This window comes from Lysinibacillus sphaericus (assembly GCF_001629735.1).
GTDB lineage: Bacteria > Bacillota > Bacilli > Bacillales_A > Planococcaceae > Lysinibacillus > Lysinibacillus pinottii.
On record NZ_CP015224.1, the window covers coordinates 4648078 to 4666549 of the forward strand.

Below are 18472 nucleotides of genomic sequence, written 5' to 3' on the forward strand. Positions count from 1 at the left end.
TGAAAATGAAAAAAAAGCATGTTTATGGTTTTGTAACAAGCCTGATGTTAGCTGCAAGTTTATTAGGAGCATGTTCGGATAATAAAGAAGCTGGTGGAGTAAAAAGTGATAATATCGATAATTTGAATGTGACGGGTATGCCGATTGCAAAGGAGAAAATTGAAGTCGATGGTTTTGCAGCAAAGTTTTTTGCATCACAGGATTGGAATCATCTAATGTTATGGGAAGAATACGAGAAAATGTCTAACATCCATATGAATTGGACAACGGTTCAGACAGAAGTATTAGCAGACAAAAAGAACTTACTTTTAGCTTCAGGAAACTATCAGGAAATATTTTTTGCATCAGCATTTTCCAAAACAGATTTAATCAAGTACGGTCAACAAGGTGTATTCTTACCGTTGAATGAATACATCGATCAATATGCACCAAATTTTAAAAAGCTATTAGAAGAATACCCATCTGTCAAGCAAGGTGTGACAATGGCAGATGGAAATATCTATGGCTTTCCAACAATTTACGATCCAAAATTTTCATCACTTCGTGTTGGAGCGCCATGGATTAACCAAACATGGCTTGATAACCTAGGCTTACAATCACCAGAAACAACAAAAGATTTATACAAAGTATTAAAAGCTTTTAAAGAGAATGATCCAAATGGTAATGGTTTACAAGATGAACAAGGCTGGGGAACTGGTTATGGTATTGAACAAATTATTTCTTACTTAAGAGGATCGTTTGGCTTGAATAAGCAAGGAACGATGAATCTGAATTTAGATTTTAAAGAAGGAACTGAGGAATTCCGATTCGTGCCAACGACTGACGAATATAAACAATTACTTGAATATTTAAATAAGCTTTATAAAGAAGGTTTAATTAATAAGGATGTGTTTACGACTGAGCCACAGAAATTTGCGGCAGAAGCAGCAAAAGGAACGTTTGGTATGCTTAGTGAAGTAGACCCTAAAGAGTTATTTAAACTAGATGGTTATACGGGTGCCCAAGTTTTAGAAGGACCTAATGGGGATCGACAATATACTGCAATGACTAATGGTCTTGGGAATCTAGGAATGTTTGTCGTAACAGATAAAGCGAAAAATCCTGAAGCAATGGTTCGTTGGATTGATCATTTATATGGTGATGAAGGGGCTAAAATGTTCTTTATGGGCTTTGAAGGTGTCACTTACGAAGAAAATGAGGATGGAACTATTCAATATATCGACAGTATTACGAATAATCCAGATGGCAAAAACTTAGACCAAGCAATAAGTGATTATCTAACATGGCCAGGTGGTTATTACCCTGGGATTGTTACGCAAAAGTATTTCCAAGGTGCAGAGGCTAAGGAAAATTCTCTTAACAATGCTAAGCAAGTTATGCCATATGCTTTGAAAGATGATGAAATTATTCCAGGGTTAAATTACACTGTGGAAGAAAATGATCGAGTGTCCGCTGTTTTAACAGACATACAAACCTATGTAAATGAAATGACAGCAAGCTTTATTACAGGAAAAGAAAGCTTCGATAAATGGAATGACTATAAGAAAACAATAGAGAAGATGGGCTTGCAGGACTATATGGAAGTGGCACAAGGGGCATATGACCGTTCTAAATAAGGAGGTTCAGATTCTCCCTCAAACTTAACAAGAAAAGGTCACATAGGCTATAAGTTTATCTTGCATAACTGGGCTTATGTGACACTCTCTTGTTCGACCTTCAATGATGGATGTAGGGAGTGTATAAAAAGAAAATATTTAGGAATGCGTTATCGTAGGGAGGTAATGGACATGGAATTGGAAGGGTGGAAAGGTAAACTATACTGGTTTGTAGAGTGGATCACATTGTTAGCGGTGTTACAGTTACTATGGACAGGCTTAGCTTTATTAGGATTGTTGTTATTTGGAGTAGCCCCAGCGACTGTTGCCATGTTTACTACTTTACGTAAAAGGCTACAAGGAGAAGATGATTTAAAACGATTAGTCAAAATCTATTGGAATACATATAAAGCTGAATTTATTCCATCCAATAAAATAGGTATGATTCTACTGTGTGTTGGCTACTTTTTAACGATTAATTTTCAAATCATTTTAACGTTTCATGGCTTACAAGGTCTACTGTTACTAACAGCGTTTATTTCTATTTGTATACTTTTCGGTATGATTGTCGTAAATATATTTCAACTATTCTCCCATTATAATTTGCCAACACTACGCTACTTTGCTGCTTCAATCATATTTAGTATTGCGTATCCATTACAAATGATTAGCAATATTGTAGGGCTTGTAATTCTTTATAAAGTGTATAGCTGGTTGCCTGGCTTAATACCGTTTTTCGGTGTTAGTTTAGCTGCATTATTTTTAACGTGGATGTCATCCCATATATTTAAGAATGAGAGCGAAGTAGAGAAACATACTAATCTACCACATTACTCTGTTGAGAGAGGGATAACCTCATGAATAAAATATGGATTATTAATGCGAATATCGTGATGGAAAATCAAATTATCAATAACGGATTCCTAGTAATGTCGGAAGGGAAAATTACAGTAATTGATCATATGGCTAATTGCCCTACCCTCGCTTTAATAGAGAATGTAATTGACTGTCAGCAAAGAGGCTATATTATCCCTGGAATGATCGATATCCATATACATGGTGCTGTAGGCCATGATTTTATGGATGCGGACTATATTTGTTATTCGAGAATTGCAAAGTATTTAGCCAGTGAGGGAATAACTGCTTTTTTAGCCACAACGATGACAGGCTCTATGACGGAGATTGAAGCTGCTGTTGAGGCACTTGCCTATTATTATAAAAACCAACCGACAGCAGTACCTGAGATGTTAGGAATTCATTTAGAAGGTCCATTTATTAGTCAATTAAAAAAAGGGGCACAATCCGAAGCATATATTTTAAAACCAAATGTGCAACAATTTAATGACCTGTATAATAAGTCTCATCATTCGATTCGTATTGTCACATTTGCGCCAGAGGAAGACAGCAGTTTTGAATTACTACACGAATTAACTAGTAAAGGGGTTATTGCATCTATTGGTCACTCTAATGCTGACTATGATACAGCACAACATGCATTAAAAGCTGGTATTAATCATGCAACACACCTATTTAATGGCATGAGTGGACTGCATCATCGTGATCCAGGTGTTGTTGGAGCAGTACTTTTATCAGAAGATGTGTATGTGGAAATAATTCCAGATAATATACATGTTCATAAAGATTTACTACCAATGGTTTATAAACTGACAGGCTTGAATCGTTTGCTCGTCATTACAGATGGTATGCGTGCAAAGGGGATGCCAGATGGTATGTATCATTTAGGTGGTAATGAAGTAGAAGTAATGAATAATCAATGTATTCAACGTAAAACAGGTTCCTTAGCAGGAAGTGTATTGAATATGAATGCGGCAAGAAAGAACATAGAAGAATGGCTTACACTTTCACTTGCTGAGCAATTACGTGTTGTTTCCTTAAATCAAGCAGAGCATTTAGGCATGGACAATCGTAAAGGGTCTATTGCACTAGGAAAAGACGCAGATATTGTTTGGTTGAATGAGGAAGGGGAAGTAGAGAAAACTTTTTGCTTAGGGATTCTTGCCTTTGAAAAGGATTGATATATCAATAGGCATCCTATTATATAGATGGTATATTGATTACAAAACCTAGAGAAGGAAGGAAAAAAGATGCATTTATTAGATCAATCTAGTGTAATCCCATTATATCATCAACTGAAACAAATTTTATTTGGGAAAATTCAATCAGGTGAATGGAAACCAGGAGATAAAATTGACTCGGAAAATCAATTGATGGAGATGTTCCGTGTTAGTCGAAATACAGTAAAAAAGGCAATAGAGGAATTAGTAAAGGAAGAGAAATTATATCGGATTCAAGGGAAAGGGACCTTTGTTTGCAAGCCTAGACTTGAACAATCTCTTGGAGGGTTTTATAGCTTTAGTCGCATGATTCAAGAAAAGGGATTTAATCAAAAAGATGAAGTATTAGAAATACAGAAGGTATATCCATCAATGAAGGTTAGAACTAATTTAGCATTAGAGGAAAACGAACAAGTTGTAGAAATGAAGCGTTTACGATTTGCAGATAATGAGCCGATTATTTTGGAATCATCTTTTTTACCATTAAGCCTAATTAAGGATATTGAAATATTACGAGAAGTAACGTCTTCGTCCTTATACAGTTTATTAGCCGAACGTTTTAACATTATTGTTGTAAGGGCGAGAGAAGCCTTTGAACCTGTCCTTATTAAGAAAGATGAAGCACCTTTATTGAAAACAGAGGCTGGAAAACCAGCTTTATTACTGGAGCGGACTGCGTTTGACACTTCAGGGAAACCAGTGGAGTTCTGTATTTCGATTGTTAGAGGAGATCGTTGCCGTTTTTATACGGAATTAAATTAAAATTTAATAGTTTGCTTCATTTATTTTTGTTATAGATTATACCAACAACCCATTGAGGGAGGAATTCTATTATGCCATTAGTGACAACTAAAGATATGTTGGAAGATGCTTATAAAAATAATTATGCAATCGGTGCTTTTGGAGCACATAATTTAGAAGTGATTAAAGCTGTAATAGCTGGGGCAGAAAAAGTGGGTGCACCTGTAATTTTGCAAACAACTTCAAGTACTTATAAATATGTAGAGATGCCTTATCTAATTGCGCTAGCAAAAACAGCAGCGGAACAGGCAAAAGTACCGGTGGCATTACATTTGGATCATGGCGAATCTTATCATATTGTGATGGAATGTTTACGGGCAGGCTACACCTCTGTGATGATTGATGGATCTTCCTTACCTTATGAGGAAAATATTTTATTAGTAAAAAAAGTAGTTGAAGCTGCAAGTGCGGTAAATGTGCCAGTTGAGGCAGAGCTTGGAACAATTGGTGGTGTCGAGGATAGTGTAAGCGTAAAGGAAGAGAATGCATTCTTTACTGACCCTAAGCAAGCTGAGCATTTTGTGAAGGTTACGGGAATCCATTCGTTTGCCCCCGCTTTCGGTACGGCACATGGTAAGTACCGGGAAAAGCCAAAATTGTTATTTGAGCTTTTACAGGAAATCCATTGTTCTACTAATATTCCATTAGTTATGCATGGAGCCTCGGGGGTGCCAGAAGAGGATGTGCGTAAATCTTTGAAATATGGAATTGCGAAAGTAAATTTTTCTACGGAGCTTAAAGACTTATTTGCTGAAGAATTAAGAGCTTATTTTAAGGATTATCCAACAGAAAATGATCCAAGAAAGTATTTCCTTCCAGCACGGGAATCTTTAATTAAATTAGTAGAGCAAAAGATTGTGATGTTACAAAAATGATTACTACTTTAACCTTAAACGCAGCCATTGACCAAGTATATGAGCTGGACTCTTTAATGATTGGTCAGACAAATCGTGTGTTACAGAAGTCACAACAAGGTGGTGGAAAAGGGGTTAACGTAGCTCGTGTTATTGCATCACTTGGTGGTGAAGTGAGTATTGGCGGTTTCGTTGGTGGATTAAATGGTAGTAAAATAGCCGAGCTTTTACAGGAGGAAAATCTCCAAACTGATTTCGTACAAATAGTGGAGGAAAGCCGGATTTGTTTAACGATTATTAATCAGCAAACGAAGGAAATGAGCGAGTTGTTAGAGGTAGGACCTACAATTCATGAACAAGAGTGGATAAAAATGTTAAGCTGGATTGAAACACAAGCGGAACATGCTACCTATTTTGTATTGTCAGGAAGCCTACCCCAAGGTATACAGAAAACGGCATATGCAACGATTATCAAATTATTAAAGGAAAAAGGTATTAGAGTCGCACTTGATACAAGTGGCGATGCTTTGAAAAAGGGTATTACGGCAATACCTTTCATCATTAAGCCTAATAAGGATGAAATTGCTCAATTAATCGGTAGGTCTGCTTTGACTCAGGAAGACTTAGTTCATACTGGTGTAAAATTACAAAAAATGGGCATTGAGCATGTATGTTTTTCATTGGGCGAGCAAGGCGCTCTATTTGTTCATCCGTCAGGGGTTTACAAAGTGAATGCACCATCGATAAATGTGGTCAATACAGTAGGAAGTGGTGATGCCTTTTTAGGAGGACTTATTTATAAGCTCTCACATGGTGCAGACCATACAGAGGCATACAAATGGGCTGTTGCCTGTGGCTCAGCGAATGCAGCACATAATGAAATTGCAAAAGTCCAAAGAAAAAATGTGGAAAAGCTTATCGATGAGATACAAATAACTAAAATATAAGAGAAGTAGGGATTTGGTTATGTACACATACAATGAGATTATGGCACAAGGACAAAAGTTAGAAAGAACAAAGGACACTGTTCAATTAATTACTTTCAATGAAAAAGCTGTAGATGTAGTGCTTTTCACTGGATGTGGAACATCCTATTATTTAGCCATTGCAGCAGCGCGATATTATCAAGCCGTTACGGGAGAATTTGCCATTGCGGTACCAGCATCTGAGTTATTTTTACACACAGACACTTTTATATTAAAGAATAAAAAGTATCTTATTATTGGAATTTCACGATCGGGGACAACTTCGGAAATCATTATGTCCTTAGAGCATTTGAAGGATGCGAAAAATATACGTACTATGGCAGTAACATGTAATGGTGACACACCTATGGCAAAATTAACAGATGAATTGATTGCTTTAAATCATATATCAGAAAAAAGCGTGGTCATGACACAATCATTTTCTAATATGCTATATGCCTTGCAATTATATGCTACGAAAATTAGTGGAAGAGCGGATATGCTGGAACAATTAGAGAAAATCCCCGCTCTTGTGCATTCAGCATTAGGCAATGGACAGCAGTTAACGCAGGTGACTGAAGATGCTTCCATAAAGCGCTTTATTTTTTTAGGGTCAGGTGTTTTTAATGGGTTGGCTAAAGAAGCAACATTAAAGCTGAAGGAAATGACCCAAACGGAATGTGAAAGTTACTCAAATTTAGAATTCCGACATGGTCCAATTTCTATTGTCGATCAGGAAACGGTTGTTATTATATTTACACAAAATGAAACGAAGGAATATGATCAGGCATTAGTGAAGGATATTCAAAAGCTTGGAGGCTTCGTTGTTATTATCGGTATAGCTTCTGAAGAATTAGAAGCAGATTTAATTTTTAAGCTATCTGCAGAAGTAGATGATGTAAATCGCCTTGTTGAAGCGGTTCCTTACTTCCAACTTTTAGCTTATCAGCATGCCATATTTAAAGGGCGTAATCCCGATAAACCACGTAATTTAACACAAGTCGTCAAACTTTCATAATAGTAGACTCTTCCATAGGTAATAGATATATTTCTATCTTTTACTTTCTGATAATTTTGAATTTAAGTGAATCCTGTGTGGAAAACTGGTGATGAAAAGATGAGTCATATTTTAGTAGCCGATGTTGGTGGGACAAAGTTAGCCACAGCTTTATTCAACCAACACCAGCAGCTCTTAATTAAAAGAGAGGTACCAAGTGATATTTCAACTAGAGACGCTTTATTCCATTGTTTAATCAACAGCTTTGAGTTGCTCTGTATGGAGAAGAAGCTCTCTTTTAAAGATATCTCTAAGGTAAGCATTGGTTTACCTGGTATTGTTGATGTTCAAAAAGGTCTAGCCATCTATCAAAATAATATACCGTGGCGTAACTTTCCGATTTGTGAACGCTTAGTTGAATTTTTTCCCCATGCACAGATTATGATGGATAACGATGTGCATATGGCAGCCTGGGGAGAGTATAATGCTAGAGGATTTCAGAAGGAAACGATGGTATATGTAACATTAAGTACAGGGATATCTTGTTGTACCATCGTTAATGGTGAATTTTTACGAGGAACAGGATTAGCTGGTGAAATAGGGTTTAATATTGTCGGTCATGCTGGTGAAACGTTAGAGGAAAGTGTCGCTGGGCCAGCTATAGAAAAGCTGGGAAGAGTATTACTAGGAAATTCAGCTATTCGATTAAAAGATATGATGGAGCTCTATTACAAGGGTGACCCTATCATGGAGAAGGTGTTGCAGCAAATTATTGATTGCATGGAAAAACAGTTACACCAAATGATTTTAATGCTTGATCCACACTGCATCGTATTAGGCGGAGGTTTTTTTAATCATCAGCCGAAAATCATCGAGCAGATTAAAGAGGTCATTCAGCAACGTTTGTTACGTACGCCTTTTGAAGGGAAAGAGCAAATTATAGAGAGTAGTATTCGGAAAGCTGAGGCAGGTCTGTATGGTGCAGCAATGAAGTAATAAAAAACAGTGGTGCGATTAGGAAAATGGGAAATTACATCGATAAAAATTTCATAAAAAGACCCAACTTCTTTCTATCCCCTATATAGAGAAATTGGGTCTTTTACATTTGTATGTTTTTAGTACGTAAATGTCATGAATGGTAGAGGAGAATAACTAACTGTCAAATAGAACGGTTAATCTGAAATTAGTGAGGTTGATTGCACATTAAACTGTAAAAAGAGAAACAGACTTGTTGTAGTCTGTTTCCTTTTCAATGAGGCTTATACTTGTCTATTATTCTAACGAATGCGTTGCTCTGTTTCTAAGTCAAAGAAATGAGCTCGTGACATATCAAAAAGTAGGTGTGCTAATTGGCCCTGAGTAATTTTGGTATCAGAGTTTACACGTGCAATATAAGGCTGTCCATTTAACTGTGCATGTAGCATAAGCTCAGCACCTGTTAATTCGGATACATCAACATTTGCTTCAATAGCTGAGAAGAATGGCTCAGAAATGACAGAAGATTTTTCATATATATGTTCAGGACGAATGCCAAGAATCAATTCTTTTTGTAAGTATCCTTGCTCTAATAATAATTTGGATTTTTCTGCTGGAATGGTTAATGTAATAGGTCCTAATTGAATCCCTTCCTCATAGAAAACCCCTTTAAAAAAGTTCATTGATGGTGAGCCTATAAAACCACCAACAAATTTATTTTCAGGTAATCTGTATACTTCTTCAGGCGTACCAATTTGTTGAACAATACCATCCTTCATGACAACAAGGCGTGTTGCCATTGTCATTGCTTCAGTTTGGTCATGTGTTACGTAAATTGTCGTTGTTTTTAATCGTCGATGAAGCTTAGTAATTTCTGCACGCATTTGCACGCGTAGCTTTGCATCTAAATTGGACAATGGCTCGTCCATTAAGAAAATATTTGCATCTCGGACGATTGCTCGACCAAGGGCAACTCGTTGTCTCTGACCACCCGATAGAGCTTTAGGCTTACGATCTAAATACTTTTCTAAATCGAGTATGGCTGCTGCGTTGTGAACACGTTCTTTAATTTCTTGTTTTGAAAATTTTCGAAGCTTTAAGCCAAATGCCATGTTGTCATATACTGTCATATGTGGATAGAGTGCATAGTTTTGAAACACCATCGCTATATCACGTTCCTTAGATGGCACATCATTCATTTTCCTGTTATCAATTAAAAAATCGCCTTCCGAAATTTCCTCTAACCCTGCTATCATACGTAATGTTGTTGACTTTCCACAACCTGAAGGACCAACAAGTACAATAAACTCTCGATCCTGAACTGTTAAATTAAAATCAGATACAGCCGTTACACCACCATCGTATATTTTATAAATATGATTAAGTACAATTTTCTCCATATTTAATCCCCTTTGTTCTTTTATTCAGTGTAAATAAAGTAAGGAAGAAAACCAATGTTTAATGTGCATAATTTTCAGTTAATTAATTTTGTGCATTTTGTAAAAAGGACCAAAGATAACTAGCAAAGTAAACAAGAATAACACCATCTAAATTTTTGATAGTAATATTGGTGATTTCTTGAAACTTTAATAATCGATAGGTAAGCGTATTACGATGTATATGTAATTTTTTGGATGTCGACGAAATATTGAAACCACATTCACAAAAAGTTTTAATTGTTTCCAATAATTCCTTGTCTGACTTTAAAGGTAGAATAATCTGCTCTTCAATAAATTTAAGAATAGAAGTGGGCAATTGTTCTGTTAATAAAATAGGGAATATTGTTTGAAATGAATAATAAGGTTCAGCAGTTCTTAAATGTAAGCATTCTTTGAACCATTGTGCTTCTCTTTGGAATTTAACTGGAAAATTTTGATCAATTACATAAAATTCTCCTACATATAAATGGATGCGGACATAAAAATCTACTTCAATCGTACGAATAAGGGCAAGTAAATCTTCCCTCTCATTTATGGAACAGTTTTCAGGTTCAATAAGTAAAAAGTGATTAGTAGCAACTTGAATGAATATCGTATCTTCCTGAAAAAAATTGTATAGCGCTTCTTTTAATGCTTCTAAAGGAGGGTTTTCGTTTATAAAAGTTATTTGAATAACACGTGCTTTCTTAAAGGTTAATTTGGATGGCATGTCACCATTTGAGTAAATAAATTCATACCATATATCCGAGGCTTGAAATAGTGACGAAGTAACTTCAGTATAAAAAACCGTCAGCCATTCGTAGTCCCGGTGTGAAACCTCATGCTTTGAGATAGAGAACCATTCCTTAGTTTCGTGATGGTAAAAAATATGACAGTCATTTGATAGTTGAGTTGGCTTGGAACGATAATAACGATAGGAAGGAAACAATGCTTTGAGATTTAAGTTCATGAAAGACTCCTTTTCTTTCGATATATAGTAAAACATTTAACTGAAAAGTCATACGGGAAAAATTCGTAAAAATATATAATCAAACGTGCTTTAAAATTTTCTACCATTACTAGTAATAATAAATGTTAGGGTGAAAAAAGTTAAGAAGTGTAAATAAATTCATAGCCATGAAGATGGTGAATAAGAATGGTTAATTCTTATTCATTAGGGCCCCCTGTTCAAAAAAGAGTAAAGATAGTAGAATAGCCTAATGTTTCAATACCGTAGACAAACTTTAAAAAGTTTTAGTTGTGTTTTCCGCAGAAGTTCCCCTTCGTTCCCATCAACTTTTCCCCATTTAGTATTGATTGTAAAGGAGTGTTAGTTATTGGTGGAATGAACTTGCACTTGATCGACAGCACAGGGGTCACAATTTAAAACTAGTTTCAAGGTGATCACTTCTAAAAGGAGGATTACAGTTGTAAGTAGTCCATTATAATTAGAAAATCCATTTACTAGTGATTAGTAAATGGATTTTTTCATTTATGATGACTTCCCGTCTTTTGTCCAGTCAGCTACTTTATCTTGATTGTCGTTAATCCATTTCTTGGCTGCTTCCGTAGCACTCATACCTTCCATAATATCAAACATCACACTTTCAATATCTTCGGCAGTCCAATAGAAACGATCTAGGACATCATACGCCTCAGATGCATCTTCTTTTAATCCTTTACGAGCGAATGTACCAATATATTCTTCTGTACCATATAAACCTTTAGGGTCTTCTAAATATTTTAAATCGTAGGCATTAAAGATCCAGTGGGGTGACCAACCTGTAATAATGATTTCATCATGGTTTGAAATGGCTTGACTAAGGGCTGCGGTCATGGCACCGGCTGAAGAGGTTAAAACATTCCAACCTTCTAAATTGGGATATTCCTTATAGGCATTTTCGGTTGTAGCCATCATATTAGCCCCTGGTTCAATGCCTGTAATTGTTTTATTGGCTTGAGTTGTTAAGTCTTCAATTGAATTAACATCCATATAACTTGGAACGACTAAGCCAATTTTAGCACCAGTAAGGTTTTCGCCTAAATTCTCAATTTTATCTTTGTATTTCTCTACTTGAGGAGCATGTGTTTGCGGTAACCAGGCAGATACCATACCGTCAACCTCACCGTTCGCAAGTGCCTCCCACATGATGCCATTGTCTAATGGTGTTAGTGTTACATCATATCCTAAATTTTCTAATACTTGTCCTACCACATGAGTAGAAGCAACCTCTGTATCCCATTCAACATACGCCAAGTTAATTTCTTTTTTATCTTTCGTACCAGCATCTGCAGAACCACATGCAGCTAATAGTAGTAGGCATGAAAAAACAAATCCTATCTTCCATACTTTTGAATATCTCATCATATTCCCCTTTCAATAATTCCTTACCTCTTAGTGAAAATTAATAAATATCAATAAGTAACAACTTAATTTTATATACAAGTTGTTACTTTTGTCAAATAGAGGTTTCCTGTAACTCATGCAATAAAATGAAGAATGAATCATGGAAAAGGTGCTGAATAAGGGACTAAGAAGCCCATAGATTTTTAACTCGATTACATATGATAGGTGAAAATGGAGACTGGGTTTTGAGGAGGCTTAGTATGCACTGGATTACTATTATTCTAATAGGGATTGCTGCAAATCTAGACAATTTGGGGATTGGGCTTGCTTATGGTGTCAAGCAAGTTAAAATCCCTATTTTATCGAATGCAGTGATCGCTGGCATGTCAATGATTGTCACATATGTCGCTGTAACAGCTGGCAGCACTGTTGTTGAATACATTTCACCGCATACTGCCAATTTATTAGGAAGTTTACTATTATGCGTTATAGGCATATGGACCTTGATGTCCAATAACTTTTCTAAACAGCGGATAGCAGGGAACCCTGAGCTTTTTGATGAAGATAAAAATTTAGTGATCTCAACTCGAGAGGCAATGGCACTCGGTTTTGTATTGTCAGCTAATTGCTTGGCAGGGGGCATTGCCATTGGAGCAAATGGCATCTCTGCAATATGGACAGTAATTTCCATCGGTGTCTTTTCTTTTGTTACGGTGGGGGTAGGCAGTCAATGTGGGGCGTTGCTCGCCAAAACGTTTATTGGCAGGCATTCAACAGCTATTTCAGGATGGTTATTATTATTGATTGGTATTTTAGAGATGTTTGCTAAATAAAATGATGAGCGAGAGTATCACCAAATTTTGGTGATATTCTTTTTATTAGGAGGAAAATTTGACATATTGAGGACGAATTTGGATTAATAGTTGACATTGACTGGCAGTAACGATTATTCTTGGGAGTAGAATCGTAATTGAGAATTATTTTCGTTTACATGGAAGTGAATCTATCAATTAGGATGTTTTATTATGACTAAGGGAGGCGTGCAACACATGAAGAAAATGCTCATGTTGATCATGCTTGTTAGTATTTTTTTCGTTAACTTCGGGTTAACGCAAGCATCTGCTCAGCTGGCTGATGGCACTCATTCGATAAAATATCAGGTCAATAAACCTGAAAGTAATTCCGCATCCATTGCTAATGATTATTTTGTAAAACCGGCTAAAGTGACGGTGAAGAATGGCACTGCTGTAGTACAAATTACATTAAAAAACAGTGCATGGATTACGAAATTTCAACCACCAGGTGGAGCAACTGTAGTGAGTGAAGATCAAGCAACAGATACACGAACGGTACAATTCACTGTTAAAGACCTAACAAAACCTGTAGTAACAGCGATGAAAATTGATATTGATGATATCAATTATCATCATGAATACAGTGTATCACTTGTATTTGATGCCACATCAATTGCAAATACAGCGACTGCTTCTACTCAACAGACAGAATCCAGTAAATCTCAACCTACTTCTTCAGCAACTACAACTGGAAGTCAAGTGCCCAATCCACAAACAGATGATGCAACACCTTATCTATTAATCGTTGCGTTAGTGGGGTCAGCATTTTTACTTTATAGAAAAAAACTACAAACAAAAACGGAGGGTCAATAAAATGGCTAAAAAACGTCAATCACGTGCAACTAAAATAGTACTAGCTTCATTGTTAGCAGCATCTCTTACAGTTCCTTCCTTTGCATCTGCGGCAGAATTAGTAACAACAAATACAGAAGTGAAGGCAGAAACAACGAAAGCTGCTAAAACGGATTCAGTTATTAATTTCCAAATTTTTAAAACAGGTACAACAGAAGCACAGCCTGCAATTAGTTCTCATTTAGTACCACAAGGAACAATCGTTGAAAAAGACGGTAAATTTGAAGCTCAATTAACAATCACTGCTAAATCTGCACCAATGATTGCAGGTCTACAAACAAAACAAGGCGATACATTTTTAGATGCTAAAGAAGTAAAAAATAACGACGGTACTATTACATACAGTTTCCCTGTGGTTGTTGATGAAGTTAAATCAGCAAAAATCCATGTAGTTGTTCCTTCCGCAAATATGGATAAATGGTATGATTTTGATCTAAAAGCAGTGAAAGAAGTAAAAGAAGAAGTGAAAGTGAATGAAGTTGCTGTCACTGTTTACAAAGATGGTACAACAGAAGAGTCGATGATGAAACAATATATCGCACCAAAAGTAGGAGTTACTGTAAAAGACGGTAAAAATGTTGTGACAATGACATTCCCTCAAGGTCAATATGTAAAAGGTTTCACTGTAGAGGGGAAAGAAGCAACTTTAGTGAAACAAGACGATGCAACAAATTCACGCACATATTCATTTGAAGTTAAAGATTTGAAGAAACTGGTAAGTGCTCAATTACACATCGTTGTAAATGAACCAGCCCAAGGTGTGAAGTATGATTCGAATCATACAGTACAATTTAGCTTTGCTGTGGAAGGTGCAGTGAAACCAGTTATCAATCCATTTAAGGACATTAGTAAAGATGCGAATAAAGATGCCATCCTATCACTTTACAGCTTAGGAATTGTGAAGGCACAAGACAATTTTAGACCAAATGACAACATTACACGTTCTCAATTTGCTTTAATGGTGGCACGTTCATTGAACGTATCTTCTACAAAAGATGCTGGATTTAAAGATACAGGTAAGCTTAGTGCGGAAGCTGTTCAAGCTATTAATGCATTAGCTGAAGCAGGCATTGTTAAAAAAGCGACAAACTTCAATCCAAATGATACACTTACTCGTCAACAAGCAGCTGTCATGATCTATCGCACAATAACACATGTAGCAGGAAAAGAAATGAGCTTTGGTGACACAGGTCTTTCTTACTATGCTGATGGAGCAAAAGTGAAAGACGAAGAAGCAAAAAAAGCCTTTGCACTTCTATATGCAGGTAAAGTAATGACTGGTTCTCCAACTGCTGATGGCAAAACAGTTATTGATGCCAACAGTCCATTAAAACGTTCACATATGGCGAAAATTTTAAATGGCTCATTGCAATACATGAATAAATAATAAGGATTTTTACAGCAACTTCCTTTCTCATATTTTATGGGGAAGGAAGTTCCTATGTGTTTAAAATGGGAGGAGACCATGCAATGACAATCATAAAAAAGCACATTTGTATTTCGGCTGTTTTGGCAGTTTTATTGCTTGTTTTCCCTCCATCCATTCTTATGCAAGCAAAAGCTGAGAACCTTGGCATAATAGATGGTAGTTATCAAGTTGAACTAAGTTTTTCTCCTATTGAAGGGTTTGAAGGAAATCTTTTTAAACATAAAGCAACTCTCACCGTAAAGGATGGTCAGTATCAATTAACTTTGGCACTTGAACAATCATATTCTGTACGCGACATACATATCGAACAGCTTGGCAATGAAATTTCTTTGACTCAAGATATAGAAAATTTAGTTCAGTTTGATGTTTTGGCATTACAAGACCCGATTGTTATAAAGGGCAATGTGGAGCTTGCAGCTGAAGAATCTTATTTTTCGTTCACTCAAGAGCTGCGAATAGAGATAGCGGGACTTACTCCGAATGTTCCTCAGGAAAAAAACAAAACGGATGAAGCTGAAAACTTAGTTGTAGAAGAAACAAAAGGCCAAGAATGGGCAGTGGACTATGTATTATTAGCGGATGGTAAAAATGAACCTTCTATTTTGAATAACTATGTGAAGCCAATCGCAAAGGTTATTGAAAAGGGTGGTAGATACTATGCGCAAATGACTATTTTACAATCAGCTTGGGTGACAGGTCTACAGATAGATGATAAGGGAAATCAGATTGAACCAAAGCAAGTTTCTCTTTTAGATAATGTACGCATGGTGGAATTTGAGGTTGAGGACTTAACACAGCCGTTAAGAATGTGGGTAAAGATTGATATTCCTGACATTTCTTATCATCATCAATATTATGTTCAGCTAGTATTCAATCAAAAGCAGGTTTCATTGCTTTTACAAAAACCCACGAACGAAAAACCTACTACGCAAGTCGTACGTGACAAGTCGGTGGAAACGGAGCAACAGGAGCAGGTACAAAAGCCACCAATACAAATAAGTAAAGAGAATGTTTCTAGCAATGCCACACAGACATTACCAGCTATTCAAACACCCTTGCTTAGACCAAAGGAAGAAAAATTAACATTTGATCGTACACTTGATGAACCAACTGATGAAGCTTTAGAAGAAGCATTAGAGGACAGCAAAACAAATGAGGAAACTACGGAAACAAAAGTAGTAAAAAAATCGACTGCAGATCAGCAAATGGAGCCGTTAAACTTCGTAAAAATTATTGGGCTAATCGTTATTTGTCTGGTATCAGGATGGTTACTGATTAAGCGTATTAGGAAAACCAAAAATTTAGCTGACTGAGCAGAAATAAGTGGGGGATGACACAATGAAAAAAGATTGGAAAATGAAGGTACTGTTGCTGACATTACTATCACTAATTCTTGCTGCATGTAGTAGCAGCGATCAAACAGAAAAAAAAGAGACAGTTACTGATAAAGAACAGGTAACAGAAGATAGTGAGCAACGTATTATTGCTGGGACTGTAGTGGTAGCGGATATCCTTGATAAGCTGGAGCTTGATGCAATCGCTGTACCTGAAACAGAAAAGCAATTAGCAAAGCGTTTTGATGGTCTGCCAACAATCGGTAATGCGATGGAGCCAGATATGGAAATTGTTAAGTCATTAAATCCAACAGAAGTATTATCCGTTTCCACTTTAGAATACGATTTACAGGATAAATTTAAACAACTTAATATTCCTGTTGATTTTCTTAATTTCCAAAGCGTTGATGCCATGCTAAAGGAGATAACATCTCTAGGAAAACGCTATGATCGTGAAGCTCAAGCCGATGCATTAGTAAAAGATCTACAGAAGAATATCGAGGCAGTCCAAAGCGTAGCTGCGAATAAAGAAGGTCCTCGCGTATTAATTTTACTAGGTATACCAGGGAGTTATCTAGTAGCAACAGAAAATTCCTATGCCGGGGATCTTGTCAAACGAGCAGGGGGTATCAATGTAATGGAAGGGCAAGATGCAGAATATCTATCTTCTAATACGGAATATCTTCATAATAGCAATCCGGATATTATTTTGCGCTTATCACATGGCATGCCCGATGAGGTTGTGGAAATGTTTGATGAAGAATTTAAAACTAATGATATTTGGAAACATTTCGATGCAGTGAAAAACGGTAAAGTCTATGATTTAGAGGAAGAATTATTCGGGACGACATCCTCCTTGCAGGTACCACAGGCTTTAGGACAGCTGATGGAAATTTTCTATCGTAAATAGTAACTCGAATGTCGCTCGTATGATCAGTATTTTTACTCGTCATAGAGCGTTTTTCTTATCCTATATGGAATAAAAAAAGAAAAAGGAAGTCCGATATGACAAAAAGAATCGTCAGTTTTTTACTTGTAATTTTTTTATTACTGGTGACAGTGATTTATTCAGCATCAACAGGTAGCATTAAAATGGGCTTTTTTGAGTTTATAGGGGCATTATTTAATGAGGGGAATAGTCAAATGGAGGCTATTCGTGATTTACGCTTCCCACGTATCATTGTGGCATTATTTGCAGGTGCCGCCCTTTCAGTTTCTGGGGTGCTTTTACAATCGGTGATGCGTAACCCATTGGCAGATGCAGGGATTATCGGAATATCTTCGGGTGCAGCATTTGTCCAATTGTTTATTGTTGCCTTTTTCCCCACATTATTTTTTATGACACCCGTGTTAGCATTTATGGGTGGAGCCTTAGCCTGTACGCTTGTCTTTGCATTATCTTGGAAATCTGGCTTAAGCCCGCTCAAATTGATTTTAGTAGGGATAGCGATTAACGCTATGTTTACAGGCTTAACCGAGGCTATGATTAGCTTAGGCGGCTCCTTAAATATGTCCGCATCCAGTGTTATTGGTTCTAATCTAACCATGCGAACATGGAAAGATGTTTCAACAATTGTGACATATGGTTCAATCGGATTAATAGGTTCTCTTGCTTTATATAGTTGGTGTAATTTACTCGTATTACAAGACAAAACTGTTAAAAGCTTAGGATTTCAAGTTGTGCGAGCACGGTTATTAATTGCAGCAGTGGCTGTCTTACTAGCAGCTGTTTCAGTTGTTGTTGCAGGAGTTATTTCATTTGTGGGTCTTTTAGTACCTCATATTGCTCGCAGATTAGTTGGCCATGATCATGCTGTGCTTATTCCGTTTACAGCATTGGCAGGAGCATTACTAATTTTATTAGCAGATACAATTGGACGTACAATTGTTGCACCACTTGAAATCCCGGCGTCCACCATTATGGCCATTATCGGTGGACCCTTCCTAATATTCTTATTACGAAAAGAGTGACAAGC

17 protein-coding genes are annotated in these 18472 nt (G+C 36.6%); 14 read left to right on the forward strand and 3 right to left on the reverse strand.

Annotation, left to right across the window (positions count from 1 at the left end; genetic code table 11):
* Positions 1-5 precede the first annotated feature (5 nt).
* The 8 genes from A2J09_RS22520 to A2J09_RS22555 all read left to right on the forward strand — a co-directional run bounded on the left by A2J09_RS22520 (position 6) and on the right by A2J09_RS22555 (position 8283).
* Entirely contained in the window at positions 6-1616 is a 1611-nt protein-coding gene (locus tag A2J09_RS22520; RefSeq protein ID WP_036162586.1) for a type 2 periplasmic-binding domain-containing protein, read from the forward strand.
* Between the two features lie 171 nt (positions 1617-1787).
* Positions 1788-2456, forward strand: a complete 669-nt coding sequence (locus A2J09_RS22525; RefSeq protein ID WP_012292986.1) for a YesL family protein — start codon at positions 1788-1790, stop codon at positions 2454-2456.
* A complete protein-coding gene (nagA, locus tag A2J09_RS22530) occupies positions 2453-3631 on the forward strand; it encodes an N-acetylglucosamine-6-phosphate deacetylase (RefSeq protein ID WP_012292987.1) in 1179 nt (392 codons plus the stop codon). The genes A2J09_RS22525 and nagA overlap by 4 nt, the downstream gene beginning before the upstream one ends.
* 69 nt (positions 3632-3700) lie before the next feature.
* Positions 3701-4432, forward strand: coding sequence for a GntR family transcriptional regulator (locus A2J09_RS22535; RefSeq protein ID WP_012292988.1), 732 nt, complete (start codon positions 3701-3703; stop codon positions 4430-4432).
* Positions 4433-4503: 71 nt separating this feature from the next.
* A complete protein-coding gene (locus A2J09_RS22540) occupies positions 4504-5346 on the forward strand; it encodes a class II fructose-bisphosphate aldolase (RefSeq protein ID WP_012292989.1) in 843 nt (280 codons plus the stop codon).
* Complete coding sequence (gene pfkB / locus A2J09_RS22545) at positions 5343-6272, forward strand: 1-phosphofructokinase (protein ID WP_012292990.1); 930 nt, start codon at positions 5343-5345, stop codon at positions 6270-6272. Before A2J09_RS22540 ends, pfkB begins: the two co-directional genes overlap by 4 nt.
* 19 nt (positions 6273-6291) lie before the next feature.
* A complete protein-coding gene (locus tag A2J09_RS22550; RefSeq protein ID WP_227256905.1) occupies positions 6292-7308 on the forward strand; it encodes an SIS domain-containing protein in 1017 nt (338 codons plus the stop codon).
* 99 nt (positions 7309-7407) lie between these two features.
* Positions 7408-8283 carry an ROK family protein gene (locus tag A2J09_RS22555; protein WP_036160858.1) on the forward strand — a complete coding sequence of 292 codons (876 nt, stop codon included), beginning with the start codon at positions 7408-7410 and terminating at the stop codon, positions 8281-8283.
* 281 nt (positions 8284-8564) lie between these two features.
* Here the strand turns inward: A2J09_RS22555 and A2J09_RS22560 are convergent, their stop codons facing one another.
* The 3 genes from A2J09_RS22560 to A2J09_RS22570 all read right to left on the reverse strand — a co-directional run bounded on the left by A2J09_RS22560 (position 8565) and on the right by A2J09_RS22570 (position 12045).
* Positions 8565-9662 carry an ABC transporter ATP-binding protein gene (locus A2J09_RS22560; protein WP_012292993.1) on the reverse strand — a complete coding sequence of 366 codons (1098 nt, stop codon included), beginning with the start codon at positions 9660-9662 and terminating at the stop codon, positions 8565-8567.
* Between the two features lie 82 nt (positions 9663-9744).
* Positions 9745-10650, reverse strand: a complete 906-nt coding sequence (locus tag A2J09_RS22565; protein WP_036160860.1) for a PucR family transcriptional regulator — start codon at positions 10648-10650, stop codon at positions 9745-9747.
* A gap of 522 nt (positions 10651-11172) precedes the next feature.
* Positions 11173-12045, reverse strand: coding sequence for a glycine betaine ABC transporter substrate-binding protein (locus tag A2J09_RS22570; RefSeq protein WP_031418785.1), 873 nt, complete (start codon positions 12043-12045; stop codon positions 11173-11175).
* A gap of 242 nt (positions 12046-12287) precedes the next feature.
* Between A2J09_RS22570 and A2J09_RS22575 the strand changes: the two genes are divergently transcribed.
* From A2J09_RS22575 to A2J09_RS22600, 6 genes are all read left to right on the forward strand, one after another.
* Positions 12288-12860: a manganese efflux pump gene (locus A2J09_RS22575; RefSeq protein WP_012292996.1), complete on the forward strand. Its 573-nt coding sequence runs from the start codon at positions 12288-12290 to the stop codon at positions 12858-12860.
* A 216-nt stretch (positions 12861-13076) separates the two neighbouring features.
* Complete coding sequence (isdC, locus tag A2J09_RS22580; RefSeq protein WP_227256906.1) at positions 13077-13694, forward strand: heme uptake protein IsdC; 618 nt, start codon at positions 13077-13079, stop codon at positions 13692-13694.
* Between the two features lies 1 nt (position 13695).
* Entirely contained in the window at positions 13696-15120 is a 1425-nt protein-coding gene (locus tag A2J09_RS22585; RefSeq protein WP_012292998.1) for an NEAT domain-containing protein, read from the forward strand.
* Between the two features lie 83 nt (positions 15121-15203).
* Positions 15204-16475: an NEAT domain-containing protein gene (locus tag A2J09_RS22590; RefSeq protein ID WP_227256907.1), complete on the forward strand. Its 1272-nt coding sequence runs from the start codon at positions 15204-15206 to the stop codon at positions 16473-16475.
* Between the two features lie 25 nt (positions 16476-16500).
* Positions 16501-17406: a heme ABC transporter substrate-binding protein IsdE gene (gene isdE, locus A2J09_RS22595; protein ID WP_036160863.1), complete on the forward strand. Its 906-nt coding sequence runs from the start codon at positions 16501-16503 to the stop codon at positions 17404-17406.
* Positions 17407-17501: 95 nt separating this feature from the next.
* Entirely contained in the window at positions 17502-18467 is a 966-nt protein-coding gene (locus A2J09_RS22600) for a FecCD family ABC transporter permease (protein WP_012293001.1), read from the forward strand.
* Positions 18468-18472: the final 5 nt, after the last annotated feature.